Raw genomic sequence first — 17,374 nt, 5'->3', positions numbered from 1 at the left:
GTTTGCTTATTGTATTTTAAAATCTACCTGTTCCAATATCTGGCGTATGATTGCATACTTATCCATGATACGCTGATTATCGCCGTATTTCTGTTTAAACTCGGTCTCTGTATATGCTACAGCGGCCTCGAGGTACATACACACGTCCATCCAAGTGGACATCGGCGTATAATAGGGATTTCGAGGATCAGTAGCCAGAAAGCCTATTGCTTGTAATGTGATGGGCACGCCATCAGGAAGTCCCTTCACGTTGGTGGCGGTTAATGAATAGATATAAAGGCCATAAGCATCCATGTTGGGCACATATTTTCTGGATACTGCATAAAATTTGTCCAGCAAGCTGTTGAATCTGCTGTCAAGAATTGTATTGGTCAGTATGGCCCTTAAAATTGCCGCTTTGTAATTGGCCCTTGTCGCCGCGTCCATGCCAGTAATTTTAGATACCTGCGCGATCACTACGGTATTGAACCCCTTAAAAGCATACGATCCAAAGGCATTGCTTGTCATATTATCCACCAACAGAATGCTCGGAACATGGACTCCTTTGGGCAACACTGGAATAATTTCTTCCCGGAGAAAGGTAAGCGCAGTCGCCACATCGGCCTTATTACAATAGGTAAATGACTGTACCAAAGGCGGGGCTCCACTCTGAATCCCGCCTAAAGAATAACTCATGGATAATTTTTCATAATGGGTGTACTCCTTGCCAAATACATCTATGCGCTGTTGCGAACCAATCGTATCATTTGCAAACACCGGTATGCCCGTTTCTTTGAAGAAAAGGTATCTCGCATGGGTTGAGGCATCATTAGCGTCATCTTCTACCACCAACCAATTTTTGTCATAGTCGTTAAAAGCGGTGGTCTCCTCTTTGCTGCATCCCCCTGTCAGCGCAAGAACGATGAGCGAAATCATATAAAGTATATTTTTCATAAAGACGGAATTACAAGGGTTGAACAGCACGGACAGGACGCACAGGATTTGTTAAATCACCGCGGTTAAACTCTATTGCATACTTCGGTATAGGCACCTGCCAACATGCAGGGTCTTTCTGAACAGATTGTAGCACATAGTATCCTGCGCGTGTGAAGGTGTTGGATTGCGCATCATAGTTGTAAGTCAGATGTTTAATGACAAATGACTCCGCCAGCGGATACGTTAAATTTACCGCATATCGTCTCAGGTCAAACCAACGGTGGCCTTCAAAACAGAGCTCACGACGACGTTCTTGCCGGATAAATTCAACCAGCGCAGCGTTAGACTGCGGTAACACTGCTGCCGTTGCGTTTTTTAAGCGCTTTTGACGGAGGCTTTGGAGCTCATTTCGTGCCTGCGCATCTGAGCCTAGCATCGCCATCGCCTCGGCCCGGTTCAATAGAACTTCAGCTGCACGGAAAGAAAAAAGACAAGACACTTGTTCGGGATCATTATAGGTTTTCCAGTTACGGTATTTGGCCGGCAACCAGGCTTTATTCTTTGTCGAACGCATAAAAAAAGCTGTTGGTCTTAAATCCTCCTGCTCGAAGCTTTCCATCAGGTTATCTGAACTTTTAAAGGCCGATGCACGGCGGTCATTGCCTCCATACGCACCAAGAGAATCGTCCATAAAAACCGTAGGAATCATATTTGTACCCATGGTAAATACCATCTCACTGGAACTACGGGCGCTAAAACTGGAATTTGTCACGTATTGGTTCAGATCGGATACCGCGTATCCCAAGGATTCGAAGCCATCCAGCACGGCCAGTACTTTGTCGTAGTCTTGCGTATAAAGATACACCCTGCTCTGTAAGATTTTTACCGCTGCAATTCCAACCTGTATTTTGGAAACAGGGTTATAGTTGCTGAGGTAGTTTGCAGCTTGGTCGAGATCTGCTACGATCTGTTTATAAATAGCTTCATTCTTATCGCGTTTAAAATACCGATCTTCCACCTTTTCACTGACCTTCAAGGGCACTCCTTCGTCAGTTGCTGCAGTGGATTTGCGATACGGTGAACCATACGTATTTTGCAACAGGAAGTAATAATAAGCCCGCAAAAAATAAGCTTCACCGCGCAGGTGCTTCAACTCATCATCATCGGGCGTCTTTTCCGCTAGACTTGCTGCCTGAAAGAGAATGGCATTCAGTGCCCCAATTCGTTTGTAAAGCTTTCGCCAAAACACGTCTGTCCATTCCATATTGAGAATACTCCGTGCAGGTTCCTGACTCCAATTGTGAAAACCCGATAACATATAAAATGGAGTAGCTTTATCGGTGGCTACATAATCGACTAAAAAAGGTTCACTGTCATCATCCATCACGTGCAACCACGGCGCCGTAATGCCCGTCTCTGAGCTTAATGTTCCCATGGTTGCCTGATCGAAGATCGAAAATGTAAGGTTATTTATATAGGCCTCGCCGATCATCAGACTCTTAAGATCTGCTGTGGTTTCGACATATTTCTGATCCGTTGAGTACTCTTCCAAGAATTTGCCACATGATGCTGTGAGGCAAAGCAGTGGTAAGATCAAATACATATATTTCATAATAGACTCGATTTAAAAGGATACATTAAGGCTTCCCGAAAAGGTGGGCCTTACTGAAAGATTAATATTGGGGGTAGAACCTGACTGTGTCGGATCTTGGCCTTTGAGTTTTTTACTGCTGAGCATAAACAGATTTGTGCCGGTAATACTGACATAAGCAGCGCTCAAGCCGAGTTTCTTGGCCATCTTCTCCGCAAAATTGTATCGCAAGGAGGCCGACTGCAACTTCAGATGATCTGCGCTCACCAAGCGTACATCCGAGTTATCGTACATTTCATAGGCGCTGCCTCCTAGATTATATTCAGTTGCTGGATACATTTGCCACCAAGACATGTTGATGTTGTTTGAAGCCAGCAGGCCTGGTATATCCGTATAGGCTTCGTCGCCCGGTTTGCGCCACCTTCTGACAAACTCTTTGCGCATATTCTGTTGCGGATAGACATTGGTCGATGCATAACCCGAAGCAATTTTCATTAAACGGATTTTATTCCCTAAAGAATAAGTCAGATTAAAAGAGAATCCAAAGTTGCGCCAGCCAAAATAATTGGATAGTCCCCCTTGGATAAAAGGTTCGCGACGCCCCGATTCATCCATTACTTCGAGGTATACATCTTCCTTTTCCATTTGGGAATATTTCTCCTGGTACGCAGCAGCCTGTTCAGCTTCCGTTCCGTAAAAAATAGGCGATCCATCCACTGCACTCAGCCCTTTGAATTTATAGGAATAAAACGTATTGATGGGTTTGCCCGCGAGTTGCACACTTCCATTCAGAAAATTATTATAGGTCAGATTGTCGATCAGTACATTATTTCTGTTGTTTATAGCCCGGTTTAACATCTTGTTCAGCACCTGGCCCAACTGCGGGTCAAAACGCCACACAAAACCGCGGCGTGACCTGTCCAGACCGGCATTGTCGATAGCCGTGATACTCAATGCCACCTCGATACCTTTGTTTTCAAGTGTTCCGCTATTGATGACGTAAGACTCTAATCCGTTGATCTCCGATACAGTTTTATTCAGGAAAGCATCTTTGGTTTTCTTGTAAAAGTAAGATAGCGTACCTTTCACTTTATTTCCAAAAAGAGCGAAGTCAACACCTACATTTGAGGAAGAGGTACGCTCCCATTTCAAATCCGGATTTGGATAATTTACGATATTGGAAAATGTCGAATTATAATAGGGATCGGTATTTAAAGACTGACGGATGATCATGTAAGCAGACTGGCCCGGAAGCATATTTCCCTGCCATCCCCAAGACGCCTTCATGGCAAGATCATTCACCCACTCGACCTTACTGAGCAGGTCTTCTTTCATATTCCACCTGCCGGATAGCGCCCATATTGGCATAAATTTGTTGTTGGAACGTCTGCCAAACAGGTTCGACTGTTCACCGCGCACATGCACATTGAATATGTAGCGGTCATTCCAGGAGTATCCAGCTGTGCCATACCAAGCAAGCTCATTCGTCAATTGCCTGCCGTAGTAGCCCAATGCAGGTTTAGTGGTCATCCATTGCTGATAGTAGGCGGTGTAGCCAGTAGGTACAATATCAAAATATCCGCCCATCTCCCTAAAATATCCTCTTCGGGTAATATTAAATTCATTGTATTCATTGGACTTAATCTCTATACCAGACGTCGCGGACAAGAGATGCTTTTTTTCCTCGCCCAACGATGTGACATAATTGGCCTGCAAGCGTGCGGTATAGTTGTTGTTGCGCGACTCGCCGCGCTGCAGCTCCCCACCCACCGGGCTCAGATCATTACGCAAAGATTTATCAGCGCGCAGTTTATGGATGTAGTAAGTGTCTTTGGTATAATACAACTCCCTGTTATTACTGCTGATACCATAGGCAAATGTTCCTTCTACATCCAGCCCAGGTAAAATCTTATACTTAAGCAAAGCCTTGATGTTGGCAGCCATGAGGTTGGTCTCGTCGCCGCTATTCTCCTGTTCCTTCAGTATATTGTAGTTATACACCTGGGAATTATCCGTTCTTGGATAAAAAAATAGACTGCCATCCGGATTATAGGCTGGCACGGTTCTGCTTGTATTATAAGCATAGTTCATTACACCCAAGTCTGCGGGTGAATAGTCCTTTTTTGAATAATTGCCATTAAAAGAAATCTGGGCCATGAACTTTCTGTAATCTGCCGTAATGTTCATCATGGCCGAATAGCGTTTTCCGACCTCGCCTTTAATGACGCCACGTTCATCCTGATAGCCGATTGACGAATAATATCTTACATCTTGTGCTCCTCCAGAGAGACTTAGCGTATGATTTTGTGAATACGAATCTTTGGTCAGTAATCCGAGCCAATCTGTATTGACATTGGCATAATAGTCGCTCTGTTTTTTAAACTCCGCATAATCAATCTGCCCTTTATAATAATCCTGAAGTGCTTTTTCATAGCCCGCCCATTCGGTTACATTATTATAGTGCATACCACGATCGATCATCTCTTTCGACACATCCATGCGCTCCTGCGAGTTCATCATATACATATTTTGATCCGAATAGCGAGGTCTTCTGGTGTAGGTTCCGGTGGTGGAGTAGGTAACGGTTGGCTTTCCCGGTTTTCCCTTCTTCGTTGTAATAACAATAACGCCGTTGCCTGCCTTCGCTCCATATAAGGCGGTTGCCGATGCATCCTTGAGTACATCAATCTGTTCGATATCCTCCGGATTCAATCCTGCTATGGCATTGCCCAGCAGATTAACAAAATCAAGATCATTGATCTGCTGGGGATCCACATTGACGGGATCTGTCAACACTATTCCGTCGAGCACCCACAATGGCTCTCTGTTGCCCAAAATTGTTGACGTTCCGCGGATCCTCAATTTCGGTGCAGCGCCCACCTGTCCCGAGTTCTGCATAAAGATCATCCCGGGAACACGTCCTTCCAATAACTTATCAATGGTATTGATGCCCGGCGTGAGGATATCATCCATTTTAAGTGTTGTTACAGCACTCGTAAGATGCCGCTTATCGATCTTTTGGTATCCAGTATTGACAACAACGTTTACTTCGCTCAGCTTAGCGGCCGTCATTTGTAATGTCACCGTTCTGGCGCGCTGTGCATTTACTTCCAGCTTGCCATAGCCCAGATGATGTATTTCCAGCATGTTGTCTGCATATTGAGCAGGAATAACAAAGTTGCCAAACCGATCTGTGCTTGTAGAGAACGCTTCACCTTTCACTTTGATCGTAGCGCCTACCAATGGATTGCCCGATTCATTCGTTACCCGACCACTGATAGGTATTGTTGGCAAGGCCGATGCTGCCCGCTTTGGAACAGATGGACTTTTGTCAAAAATAATGATCATACGATCTTTAATCTCATAGCTCAAAGGCTGTTGAGAAAATAGTTTTTTTAAAGCGTCCTGTAAAGATGCGTTGACTACCTTCAGCGTTACTGGCTTTGCTTTTTTTAAGATCTGATCATTATAAGAGAAGTCATATCTCGTCTGTTTACTTATTGTTTCTGTAGCCTCCACAAATGAGGCGTTTTTTAAATTCAGCGATACCGTCTGTGCATGCAATGCGCATTGTCCACTCATCAATAGGACGAATACAAACAGTGTTCTGGTGAGAAATTTTGAAAATGTATATGGAATGGCCAGTTGATCATACCTCCGAGGCAATACACAGCTCCCCTTACCCTTGTGGAAAAGGAAATAATTCATAATTTTGTAATGATTAGATTTTTGATAGTTGTTTAAATATCGTCAGATATCGGATCTCTATGTTGGTGGTGTCCCCACACCATCAACTATTTTTATGAGAACCGATTTTATACATACAGTTCTTTATTTCATCATGCTAACACTCCTTCCCTTTACATTAAACTTTAAACCTGTAATTTTTTCCAATGCATGTATTACGGTTGACAGATTGCTATCCCGGGCAATAGACGCATGTATTTTGATGCTTGAGGGAATATCTGTATAATCAACTTCCAGGTCATACCATCGCTCGATCTGGCGCAATGCGTCTGGTAAAGGTGTTGACCTGAATCTGAATGTACCCTCTTTCCAGGCCGTGTAGAGATCAGTATCCACATTTTCAACTGTTACCGATGCGCCGTTATTGTCCGCCTGTTGTCGTGGGACCAATACCTGTAATTTATGGTCCGATTTATCATTTATCTGAACCCGACCTGTAACTAAGGTTGTTATTGTGCTATTTTCGTTAGCATAGGCATTGATATTAAACGATGTGCCCAACACCTTCACTTTCTGTGAGGCCGTAGTGACAATAAAGGGTTGTTTGCTATTGTGGGCAACTTCAAAATATGCTTCCCCCTTTAGTTCGACCACACGTTCTTTTCCATTGAAAGATGCGGGATAACGTAAAGATGATTGCGCATTTAGCCATACACGTGTACCATCCTGAAGTGTCAACTTATAATTTCCGCCTCTAGGCGTCATTAAAGTCATCAATTCGTTGGAAGCTATCTTGGCAAGCGTATCTCCATCTTTGTAACGTATACCGCTCTGATCTGAAATAACTTCCTCGTCTTTACCGTTCAAATTGTAAACTGTGCCGTTCGAAACAATTAGTTTTGCCGGCTCCTTGCCCGGCTGAATATCCTGAAGTTCGATGGCTCTTGTTTTGTCCGCTTTCAACCGGCTGAACATGTAAAAAGAAAAAGAACCCAAAATCAATAAACTGGCTGCAATACTGAATTTAAATCCGAAGGATCCAACGAGATTTTTTGAAGACGGTACATCTTTAAGACGTTTTTCTATGTTTTTCCATGAATCGTCTTTTAGCTGTTCGAAATTACTGTGGGCCGCCAAATTATCCAGAGAAGTTTCGGTTTCAAAATATTCCTTTATAAGGACATCAATTTCCCTATCATTTTCATCTATCCGACAATAATGGTACAAGATTTTTAATTCCTCGGCACTTATTGTATTATTGAGATATTTCAGAAATAAGTTTCTCATTTTTTGCTGTTCATGTTATTTTCAAGCAGCTCCTCTGGTGCTCTTTAATAATAAATACACATGATCAAGGAAAAATAGCACCTCGAAATAATTTTTTTTTTTAAAAAACAGGAGAAGAAGTCGAATATTGGATTTTTAATTCAGAAAACGGGAGATAACAGACATAATAATAAGTAGATCGTAAGAATATATCACCCAAAACAGCTACTTAATTGAATTAAAAACTACCAAGACAGGAAATTAATAGCACGACCAGTATACGATCAGTCTTCAAAATTTCTTTAAGCTGTTTATTAGCTAGTTGTATATGGTGGTTGATAGCCGACTCACTAATACTTAAAAGCTTGCTTATTTCACGGTAACTTAAGCCTTCAATCTTATGCAGGCAATAAACTTCACGCTGTCTGGGCGTTAACCTATCGAGCGCATTGTTTAAAACGATCTTCGCGTTGGATGCATTGTCCAGATCTTCAAAAGGTGAATAGCTATCGTTCTTGGCAAATTCGCTCCTCATCAGCTGATCATAGATACTTTTTCGAAACACATTCTTAGCCAGGTTAGAAGCCATTGTATATAATAAGCCTCCAAAATTTCCTTTTGGGTCTATGGTTTTACGGATTTCCCACATTTTCACAAAAATATCCTGAAGCACATCTTGTGCTAACTCTTCGGATTTGAGCAGGTAAACAAGCTTTAAGGTTAGACGACCGTGATATAAATCGTAAAGTTCTTTAAACGCTTCCCTATCGCCATGCCGTAATTTTTGTAATAAATGCTCTTCACTAGTGATAGATATTGTTTTCAAGTCAATAGATAGATTAGTAATAGTAAAGTAACATAAATTTAAACTTTTTTTCAAAAATTATCAAAAATCATTAGAAATACTATAAACTGCAATTGGCTATTTGGACAGTACTGCCGCATCAAGGCTCCTCTATCGATCCTCCATAAATATCTCGACAATAAATTGTATCAACTCTGCAACAAAATCAATACCAGCTAAAAATAGCCTTTATATGACTTTTCTTTTTTTAGATAGATTTACTTTTGTCGCAAATGTTTCCCGTTCGGGATTTAAAAAGAGCAAGATGAAGAAAGAATCACGCATCATATCGCTCATTGTAGGTGGCACATTGCTTATGGAGATGCTCGACACCACAGCGATATCAACGGCCTTACCCAAAATGGCACATGATTTTGAGAGTGATGTTGTACACCTCAGTGCAGGTATTACCTCTTACACCGTCATGTTAGCCGTATTTATTCCAATCAGCGGCTGGATTGCCGACCGCTACGGCGCAAAAAAAGTTTTCAATTTGGCGATTCTGGGATTTATACTTTCTTCAATCGCATGTGGACTGAGTACCAACTTAACATCTTTCGTCATTGCGCGTATCTGTCAGGGTACAGCCGGAGCCCTAATGGTACCGGTGGGCCGTCTCATTGTGCTCAAGCATACCGAAAAGAAAGATCTGGTCGAAGCGATCGGCTATATTGCCTGGGCTGGATTACTGGGCCCTATCATCGGCCCTGTGCTGGGCGGATTTTTCACCACATATTTCAGCTGGCACTGGATTTTCTTTATCAATATACCCGTCGGTGTTTTTGCGCTGTGGGCAGTGCATCAATTTATTCCGGCAATGGATTCAGAAAATAGCCGTCCGCTTGATATCATCGGCTTTTTCATCAGCGGTATCGGTCTTGCCGGAATTATGCTGGGTACTGAAATGATCGGCGCAGCCAAAGGCAATTATACAAAACCACTTGTGACTATTGGGGCAAGCTTTGCACTAATGGCAGTCGCAGTATGGCACTCCAGACGCATCAAATATCCTTTGATCGATTATCGTATTCTCAACGTAAAAACCTTCCGTATTACCGTATATTCCGGGTCGATCACCCGAATGGTGATCAATGTCGCGCCCTTTATATTACCCCTTATGTTACAGTTGGGTTTTGGACTGAGCCCATTTCACGCAGGCCTCCTCTATATGGCCAACATGCTCGGTAGCATGAGCATGAAGCCTGTAGCCATGTGGATCACACGAAGATTTGACTTCCGTAAGGTCTTAATCGGCAACGGCATTATTTTAACACTCGTAACCGCTGGACTCTCCCTGCTTTCAATACAAACGCCGATTTGGCTTGTGGCGATTGTGTTCTTTTTCTCAGGCCTTACACGATCGCTCCAATTTACAAGCTTAAATACCTTGGCCTACGCAGACGTGCCAAATGAACAGATGAGCAACGCGAATACATTGTATAACACCGCGCAGCAAATGGCGCTTGGTATGGGTATCGCCTTAGGAGCAGTAACGCTCCACCTGGCAAGTAGTTATTATCAGGATACGGTTTATCAGATGCGGGATTTTAGTTTGGCACTACAATTAATTGCGGCTTTATCCATGCTATCCTTAATTGAATATTTCAAAATTAAACCGAGCGACGGAAGCAATTTAAGGGGTATTCCGTCGAAGAAAGAAGTTCAGAACGCCGCTTAGCTCGCAGCAGTTTTTTTCTAATCCTCAGTTCGGATCAATAAGAGCATCTATTAAGTTAAGCCCATTGAATAAATTCTGTTTCGGATTCCGGCACGGCTCCGAAACAGTCATATTATTGCAGAAGTAAATTGCAGATTACCTGGGCGTACCAACGCGCAAGGTAATCATTCGGATGATTGACGTTATTACCCGTCATATCCTGATAGCTTTTGTGTTTAAGCAGTTCTTGATGTACGGTGGTCATATCGGCCAATGCTACTCCGGGCCCTGCAAGTTTTAACAATTCATTTTTGTATTGATGCTGAAATCCCGATTGAACGGCGTTAGGGTTCGGCAACATGGGGGCAATAACGATAAATTCAGTTTTTGGGTTTTTCGCTGATACAGAATTTATAATTTTCTGAATTTGCTCGCGAAATTGTACAGGTGTAACATTGGCACTACCATCGTTCATGCCAAAACCAATGATGACCAGGTCAGGATGGTAAATATTGACATAATCATTGACGGAGTCCACTCCCCATTGAGCAAGTTTGCCCGACACCGAGGTATTGACATAACTGATATACGAATTGGAATAGTAGTCTCGTAACTTGTATACGGTCAGTTCCGGCCAGGTCGGCATATAAGGCGCCTCACCTGCTAAGCCACTGGTATTATATCCCTTTTCTATGCTATTGCCATAAAACACAATATGAAGACTATCTTGTCCTGCCAATTTACCAATTGTAGACGGAAGTATGCCTACAGCATACGGTATAGCTGGTCCTTGCCATCTTTGGCCTTTTTTGGGAATATACGTCACCGCAAGCTGTCTGCTACTAAAATATTCATTTTCACTGTATAATACAAAGGTGTCAGCTGCTTTTCCTCTCATGGACAGTCCTGCCTTATCCCGCATAAAGACCAGATCCTCTTTTTTCAGGAAAGGGATTTTCGAACCCCGAATGATGTTAATCTTGTCTTTTGAATAATTCCAGTCACGTCCCTCCACAAAGGTCTCATGATGGTCGCTACTTTTAACCGAGACGATTTTCCTGGCCTCAAATAGTAAAGAAGCATTTATTTCGGCTCCATTTTCCAATGGTAGTATGCTTTCGTCGACAATCGTATCCGCTTTCCAGAATGGTGTCATATAATCCGTTAGCTTGAGATAGTTTTGCCATTTTGGAGCAAGTCCAATCTTTTTGAATACAGAAACGATTTCGTTTGCAATGATTGTATTTCCTGCATCAGAAGGATGTAGTCCATCATAGGTCAGGTTGATTGATTCGACAGGATATGGATATTCGTCGGTATTTGGGTTAAACGGAATTTCAGCTGACCCAGGATAGACAAAATTTACATACTCGCCTGTCTTAGGATCTTTCAACCGCTTAAAATTCACCAGATTTTTAATTGTTAAAACCGGATGGTGATAAAGATCCACCGCAGCGATCCCTTCATGCTCAGCGATGGTAATAACAGCGTTGGCGACATCCTCCAGTGACTGCCCGGCGTGTTTCCGGTAGGAGCCATGAGCACTATTTTTGGAATCCGCAATATATACAAAATCGTTTCGCTGCATGGGCGTGATCAAGATAATCCTGGCTTTTGGATTGAGCTTGCGAATGGCATCGATAATAATGCGAAACGAGCCGAATACCGTCTTGTTTCCAACATCATTTTTATAATCATCCAAGTCCCCGATCGGCCTCCCCTGCCACCAGTCGTTTGTTCCTAAAAATATCGAATAGACATCCGCTTTCACCAGTCCGAGTTTATCAATATTCTGGGCTATTCCAGCGGATGTCCATCCATTATGCCCCTGGTTGATATAGCGCAGATTGGGCAGCTTGTCAGTAACACGGGTTAAATACCCCTTTTTGACGCGGTCCCCCGTCTCGTTGAGATGATCGTTCAGATAGGTGATCGAATCACCGATCGCCACCCAGGTCTGTTCCTTATCTCTAAAAGAACTCAAGACGTAAAAAATTAATAGAATGAACAGCGGTCTTATTTTCATTGATACAGTTGCTTTTAATATAGCAGGGAAGCCTTTTAATAGTTACCTCCCCGCTTATTTTAAAGATATGACTTTTTAAATGTTCTTTTACCATCCCGGATTTTGCTCCAGTTTATGACCGTTGGCCTGATAAAAAGCAACTTCCTTAGTAGGGAGCGGCATGAGATAGTCCTTTGCAGGATCAAATTTTCTACCTCGTTCGGCAACTAAGAAGCCATTTGGATCCACTTTAGTTGCATAGCTCGGATCATTGTAGGGGCTTCTGGTTGCCCAGTCCGTACCCGTAATTTTTATTCCTTTTATATCCTGCGGCAGCTCTGACTCTGCGGTTTTCCATCTGCGTAGATCATCTAAGCGGAACCCCTCCAGCGCAAGCTCTACTGTTCGTTCACGTCTGATCTCTACCTGCATAGTCAGACCATTGGAAGCCGCGAAAGCATTCGTTAAATGTGGCATACCGACCCGATCACGCAGTTTGTTAATCGAAAGGTCAAGATCATTGTCACTGATAGCACCGTTTTTTTCATAGATGGCCTCTGCATAGTTCAGCAGTACTTCGGCATAGCGGATCAGGTGGCGATCAAATTCAAATAAGCTATTGTCCCCTTCACGTCCTGAATTGTTAGCGACTGGATCTTCGGACATATATTTATACAAGATATACCCCGTGTTGAAGTTCCGTTGTGGTGCATTTGGCCAGTTGGCTACTTTGTTTACGGGAAAGAACACCCTGTTGGTCAACGTACCTGGTATGATCATGGTTTGCGTCATGCGCGGATCACGATCCTGAAATTCTGACGTAAAGCTGGCGTAACCCTGAAATACACTGCCAGGTGCACTGATTGGCAAGCCCTTTTTGTCGAGGTACATATCCACGAGTTTACGTGTGGGATTATAGCCATCCTGATCATACATATAAGGTGCATCGTGTCCGAGGATGTTTCTGGCATAACGCCGATCCAAAATACATTCTTTGGAATCGTCACCGGCCTCGATAAACAGGTAGCGATAGCTCTGTGTTCCACTTCCCGTATATAGCCCATACAGGCCACTGTTTATCACCGACTGTGAAGCCGTTATCGCCATGTCCAGGTATTTGCTAGCCACTGCCGCCTGCCCCCTTGATTTTTGCCAGGTACCTTCAAACAAGGCTACGCGGGATGCCAGCGCTGCTGCTGCACCTTGTGTGATGCGTCCCATATCGCCTGAAGACAGATCCGATTGTAAGGGGAGCGTTTTTCTGGCTTCCTCAAGATCATTTAAGATCAGGTCGACGGTAGCTGTCCGGCTGCCACGGGCTGCAAAAAGCTCCGGATCATCGGTCTTGAGTACTTTGGTGATCAGCGGGACACCACCGTACAGCCGGAGCAGCTTCCAATAGTACCATGCTCTGAAAAAACGTGCTTCACCGACATACTTTTTGATTTCCGCATCATCCTTACCTTCCCCTTTTTCCACTATATTATTTGCCGAACGGATATAGCTATAGCTCGTATTCCAGACATCAGAGGTTTCCGCCGGTTGCAGCTGTCCATTGCTGACCGCATTCGGGACATTGAATGCAATATCCGATTCCGTATCCTCGAGTCCAAACCTGTCCAGTCCGTTGTAAAGGTTGTTTGCCGCGAGTTTAAAATCCGCACCGCTTTTCCAAAAAGTGGCGTCTGTAATATTATCTTGCGAAACCAGGTTTAAATCTTTTTTACAGCTGCCCAGCGCTATTGCGAATAATACTATATATGCTATAGAGAGCGCCTTTGTCCGGATGGGTTTATCAAAACCCACATTTCTTGTAAATGGTAAGGTGATATGGTTTAAATATTTAAATTTCATTATGTTATCGTTTAAAATGTTACATTCAGTCCCATAGCGTACACCTTGTTAAATGGATAAGTACCCTCTTGACGATATCCATCTTCGGGATCAAAATTTCCGCCAAATGTTCCTTTTGAGATCGTAAACAAGTCCTGTCCGCTGACGTATATCCGTGCAGATTTAAGCTTGATGGCTTTTGCCCATACATCAGGTAAATTGTAGCCTAGGGTGATTACCTTAAAACGCAAGTAAGCGACATTTTGAATTGTTTTTGTTGAAGCACGATAGTTATAACCGCCTACGTCATCATAGCCCAGATTACCGGGAAGATAACGGGGAAATTCTGCATCCGGGCGGTCTTCGCGGTAAGTTTTGCCATAGAAATACTGCAAAGAGGGCCAAAAGAAGGTATTGGGGCGGCTGATATTGCTTTCATAGATGACATCTCTTTTGCCTACACCTTGTAGAAACAACTGTAGATCAAATTGCTTGTAAGCCATATTGATATTGGATGAAAAGGTATACCTCGGGTTCACATTGCCCAGATAGATCATATCACCGGCAAGCCCCTTGGATTGATCGCCAAAAGCCGTCAGCTTACCATCACCATCCATATCTTTGTACATTACGTCGCCAATGGATACCCGCGCGGGTACCCCCTGCAGCTGTTTGTAAGCGTCAAGTTGTTCCTGGGTTTTGATAATACCTTCATACACATAGCCGAAATACGAGTAAATAGCATAACCTTTGCGTGTCTTCACCAAACCCTCATTGTAGGAATCTGTATTCTTAAGCTCGACCAGTTTATTTTTACTGTCACTCAGCTGCAGGGACACACTATATTTAAAGTCATTGATCTTATCTTTCCAGGTTAACATCGCCTCAAAGCCCTTGGTGACCAGCTTACCCTGATTGCTTGAGGGCGGAGTGGCCCCGAAAGTAGCCGGTACGGCGATATTGACCAGCATATCGTCATTGATCTTGTGATAATAATCAAATGAAAAAGCCAATCTTGAATCCATGAGCGCTAAGTCTATCCCTATATTTTTATTGGAGATCGTTTCCCAGGTCCTATCGATCGAAGCCGGATTGGCATTGGCTCCCACAAGACCGGCATTGGGTGCACCTAAGGGATAATTTCCGCTTAAGTTAATCAAAGGAATATAATCGTAGAGGCCCAGATTTCCGATCTCCTGGTTCCCCATTTTACCGTAAGAAAACCGTAATTTAAGTAAGTCAAATGTGTTGAGTGATTTTATAAACCTTTCTTCAGATAAATTGTAGGCTAACGCGGCCGAGGGAAATACGGCACTCCAGCGCTTTTCGGGGGCAAACTTCGAGCTGCCGTCCGCCCTTGCAGTAAGGTCCACAATGAGTTTGTTCTTATAGCTATAGCTCAAACGGCTAAAGTAAGAGCCCAGCGCCTGATCACTCAGATTCCCCGTAAAATTGGCATAAGCAACTTTCGTACGGTCGGCAAGATTGAGTGTGAATAAGCTATTATTTGGAAAATTATATCCAGTAGTTGTCTGGCCCGACACATTGGTCTGCTCAAGTGAAGCACCGGCGATAAGGTTAAAGCTATGGTCCTCGCCAAATGCTTTATTGTAATCAAAATAAGCTTGATAAAGCTTGTTTAGTGTTTTGCCATTTGCGTAGGCTGCTGAATTTGGCGTATTGCGGATATCCTGTATACCACCGGTATAGTTCCATCTGGTGATGGTTGGATGGATGGCGACATTGTTGACATAATCCATCCGTACGGATGCCTGTCCGGTAAGTTTTAACCCCGGCAGAAAAGAATAATCGATTTTAAAGTTCGTCGCAAAGCGCGAGAAATTATCCGTAGTTGTGCCGCCTTCTTCTAAGTAAGCCGCAGGATTTGCATAGCCCTGATAACTATAAAACTGTCCCTGCTGGTTATACAGTGGAGCGTACGGAAACTGTCGGGGTACATTTTTCAGCGGGTTCTCGCCATTGATTTCCGATGGAGTCAGCGTTACACGATTGTCAAAGCTGGTCCGTGTTTCGACTGCAAGCTTGCTATTGATTCTCAGGTCATAATTGAGGCGCAGGTTGTAGCCCGTCGATTTATTTTCGCCATATCTCAATATCCCATTATCTATCTTGTATCCCGCTGAGATCATGTAGCTGTTATTTTCCCCGCCTCCAGATGCAGCCACATTATGCATCTGTTGCGTAGAACTTTTATAGACGACTTTGTTCCAGTCCGTATAGCCATAGAATCCGGGATAATTTGTTACCCCGTAATTCCAGCCCTTATCCAGATCCGGCGCGGCATTGGCCTTTATTTTGTCAAAAACCTCCTGCGGAAAGCCCGCGATACCCACATTTCTGAGTCCTTCATCCGCAAATTCCGCATATTCCAGTGTATTCATTATTTTTCGTAGAAAAGTCGGCGTTTTAATGCCAAAATTGCCCGTATAGGTAATCTGTGGCGGTCCTTTTCGACCACGTTTGGTGTTGACGATAATGACGCCATCGCCAGCCCGTGCACCATATATCGCAGCAGCAGCGTCTTTTAATACTGTTACTTCAGCGATATCATTGACATTGATGGTATTGATATCACCGGGAACCCCGTCCACCAGTACAAGGGGCTTGTTGCCGTTGATAGATGATTCTCCGCGCACCTTCAGATCAAAATTGCTCCCGCCGGGCTGACCGCTTGCCTTGGTGATGGTCATTCCCGGAATAGTGCCCTGCAATGCATCAAAACTATTTGTCACCGGCCGGTTTTCAAAAACATCGGATTTTACTGTTGATATTGCACCGGTCACCGCACCTTTGGTGCGCGTTCCATAACCGACCACCACCACTTCATTTAAGTTTGTCGTCAGATTGCTTAGTCGAATGTTCAGAACTTCCTGGCCGTTTATCGGAATATGTTGGGCCTGATAGCCGATATTGGACACGATGAGCACAAAATTCGGCTTGGTATGGCTGATGGTAAAATTTCCGTTATTGTCGGTCACTGCACCAATCTCTGTGCCTTCGATCTGAAGGGATACACCCGATAGGACTTGGCCTGAAGCCGAATCTCGCACCGTCCCTTTGAGTAGATGCGTGGCTGCAATTACCTGCCGAGCGGCGGTGACCACCGCTTTTTTCTCCGTAATTAATACCGTTTTGTTTCGTATTGTGTATTCAAGTGACTGATTTTCCAGGCATCGCTTCAGTGCATGTGGGAAGTCCAGATCCTTAAAGTTAACGGATACAGGCTGTGCATTTTTTAGTGTGGCATTATTGTAGAGAAAGTCATAATCGGTCTGTTTTTTTAACTCCCCCAATACGTCGCTCAACGGAGCGTTGCGTACGGCTATGCTAATTTTCTGCCCATAGCACACATGACTGAGCTGTAGCAGCGCAAAACATAAGAATATGTACAGAATCTTGGGGCTACGCGAGCTCGGTGAAAACGTACAGGGACCCATGCCGAAAAATAATTCAGTAAATTTTTTATACATTTGGTTAGTAGTTTAATAGATTATACAATTGGTTTGATCGGACTACTTGACCAGTGAAGACTGGTTTGCCAGGGACGACGCAACC

Annotated in this window: 9 protein-coding genes; 1 reads left to right on the top strand and 8 read right to left on the bottom strand. The window is 43.7% G+C overall.

Features of this window, described 5'->3' with window-relative positions; genetic code table 11:
- Positions 1-6: 6 nt before the first annotated feature.
- The 5 genes from ABTV71_RS14255 to ABTV71_RS14235 all read right to left on the bottom strand — a co-directional run bounded on the left by ABTV71_RS14255 (position 7) and on the right by ABTV71_RS14235 (position 8,285).
- On the bottom strand, positions 7-933 hold the full coding sequence (locus ABTV71_RS14255; RefSeq protein ID WP_433903658.1) for a hypothetical protein: 927 nt from the start codon (positions 931-933) through the stop codon (positions 7-9).
- Between the two features lie 10 nt (positions 934-943).
- Positions 944-2,527 (bottom strand): RagB/SusD family nutrient uptake outer membrane protein, encoded by a 1,584-nt coding sequence (locus tag ABTV71_RS14250; RefSeq protein ID WP_433903657.1) that lies wholly within the window; start codon positions 2,525-2,527, stop codon positions 944-946.
- A gap of 12 nt (positions 2,528-2,539) precedes the next feature.
- Complete coding sequence (locus ABTV71_RS14245) at positions 2,540-6,214, bottom strand: SusC/RagA family TonB-linked outer membrane protein (protein ID WP_433903656.1); 3,675 nt, start codon at positions 6,212-6,214, stop codon at positions 2,540-2,542.
- Between the two features lie 123 nt (positions 6,215-6,337).
- On the bottom strand, positions 6,338-7,480 hold the full coding sequence (locus ABTV71_RS14240) for a FecR family protein (RefSeq protein ID WP_433903655.1): 1,143 nt from the start codon (positions 7,478-7,480) through the stop codon (positions 6,338-6,340).
- A gap of 217 nt (positions 7,481-7,697) precedes the next feature.
- On the bottom strand, positions 7,698-8,285 hold the full coding sequence (locus ABTV71_RS14235) for an RNA polymerase sigma factor (RefSeq protein ID WP_433903654.1): 588 nt from the start codon (positions 8,283-8,285) through the stop codon (positions 7,698-7,700).
- A gap of 283 nt (positions 8,286-8,568) precedes the next feature.
- On the opposite strand from ABTV71_RS14235, the gene ABTV71_RS14230 reads away from it, so the two are divergent.
- The gene (locus ABTV71_RS14230) at positions 8,569-9,981 is read left to right on the top strand and encodes a DHA2 family efflux MFS transporter permease subunit (RefSeq protein ID WP_433903653.1); all 1,413 of its coding nucleotides are present in this window, start codon (positions 8,569-8,571) and stop codon (positions 9,979-9,981) included.
- A 112-nt stretch (positions 9,982-10,093) separates the two neighbouring features.
- Here ABTV71_RS14230 and ABTV71_RS14225 read toward each other — a convergent pair whose 3' ends face one another.
- The 3 genes from ABTV71_RS14225 to ABTV71_RS14215 form a co-directional block, all read right to left on the bottom strand.
- Positions 10,094-11,986 (bottom strand): SGNH/GDSL hydrolase family protein, encoded by a 1,893-nt coding sequence (locus ABTV71_RS14225; RefSeq protein ID WP_433903652.1) that lies wholly within the window; start codon positions 11,984-11,986, stop codon positions 10,094-10,096.
- 87 nt (positions 11,987-12,073) lie between these two features.
- The gene (locus ABTV71_RS14220) at positions 12,074-13,819 is read right to left on the bottom strand and encodes a RagB/SusD family nutrient uptake outer membrane protein (RefSeq protein ID WP_433903651.1); all 1,746 of its coding nucleotides are present in this window, start codon (positions 13,817-13,819) and stop codon (positions 12,074-12,076) included.
- Between the two features lie 11 nt (positions 13,820-13,830).
- On the bottom strand, positions 13,831-17,289 hold the full coding sequence (locus ABTV71_RS14215) for a SusC/RagA family TonB-linked outer membrane protein (protein WP_433903650.1): 3,459 nt from the start codon (positions 17,287-17,289) through the stop codon (positions 13,831-13,833).
- Positions 17,290-17,374 lie beyond the last annotated feature (85 nt).

The organism is Sphingobacterium puteale (assembly GCF_050986225.1).
GTDB lineage: Bacteria > Bacteroidota > Bacteroidia > Sphingobacteriales > Sphingobacteriaceae > Sphingobacterium > Sphingobacterium puteale.
The sequence above is the reverse complement of the archived record's forward strand: the minus strand, read 5'-3'. Positions and strand labels throughout refer to the sequence as shown.

Excerpts from the sequence above, each read along its gene's own strand:
- ABTV71_RS14255 (WP_433903658.1), bottom strand. The coding sequence starts at position 933 with ATGAAAAATATACTTTATATGATTTCGCTCATCGTTCTTGCGCTGACA.
- ABTV71_RS14250 (WP_433903657.1), bottom strand. The coding sequence starts at position 2,527 with ATGAAATATATGTATTTGATCTTACCACTGCTTTGCCTCACAGCATCA.
- ABTV71_RS14245 (WP_433903656.1), bottom strand. The coding sequence starts at position 6,214 with ATGAATTATTTCCTTTTCCACAAGGGTAAGGGGAGCTGTGTATTGCCT.
- ABTV71_RS14240 (WP_433903655.1), bottom strand. The coding sequence starts at position 7,480 with ATGAGAAACTTATTTCTGAAATATCTCAATAATACAATAAGTGCCGAG.
- ABTV71_RS14230 (WP_433903653.1), top strand. The coding sequence starts at position 8,569 with ATGAAGAAAGAATCACGCATCATATCGCTCATTGTAGGTGGCACATTG.
- ABTV71_RS14225 (WP_433903652.1), bottom strand. The coding sequence starts at position 11,986 with ATGAAAATAAGACCGCTGTTCATTCTATTAATTTTTTACGTCTTGAGT.
- ABTV71_RS14220 (WP_433903651.1), bottom strand. The coding sequence starts at position 13,819 with ATGAAATTTAAATATTTAAACCATATCACCTTACCATTTACAAGAAAT.
- ABTV71_RS14215 (WP_433903650.1), bottom strand. The coding sequence starts at position 17,289 with ATGTATAAAAAATTTACTGAATTATTTTTCGGCATGGGTCCCTGTACG.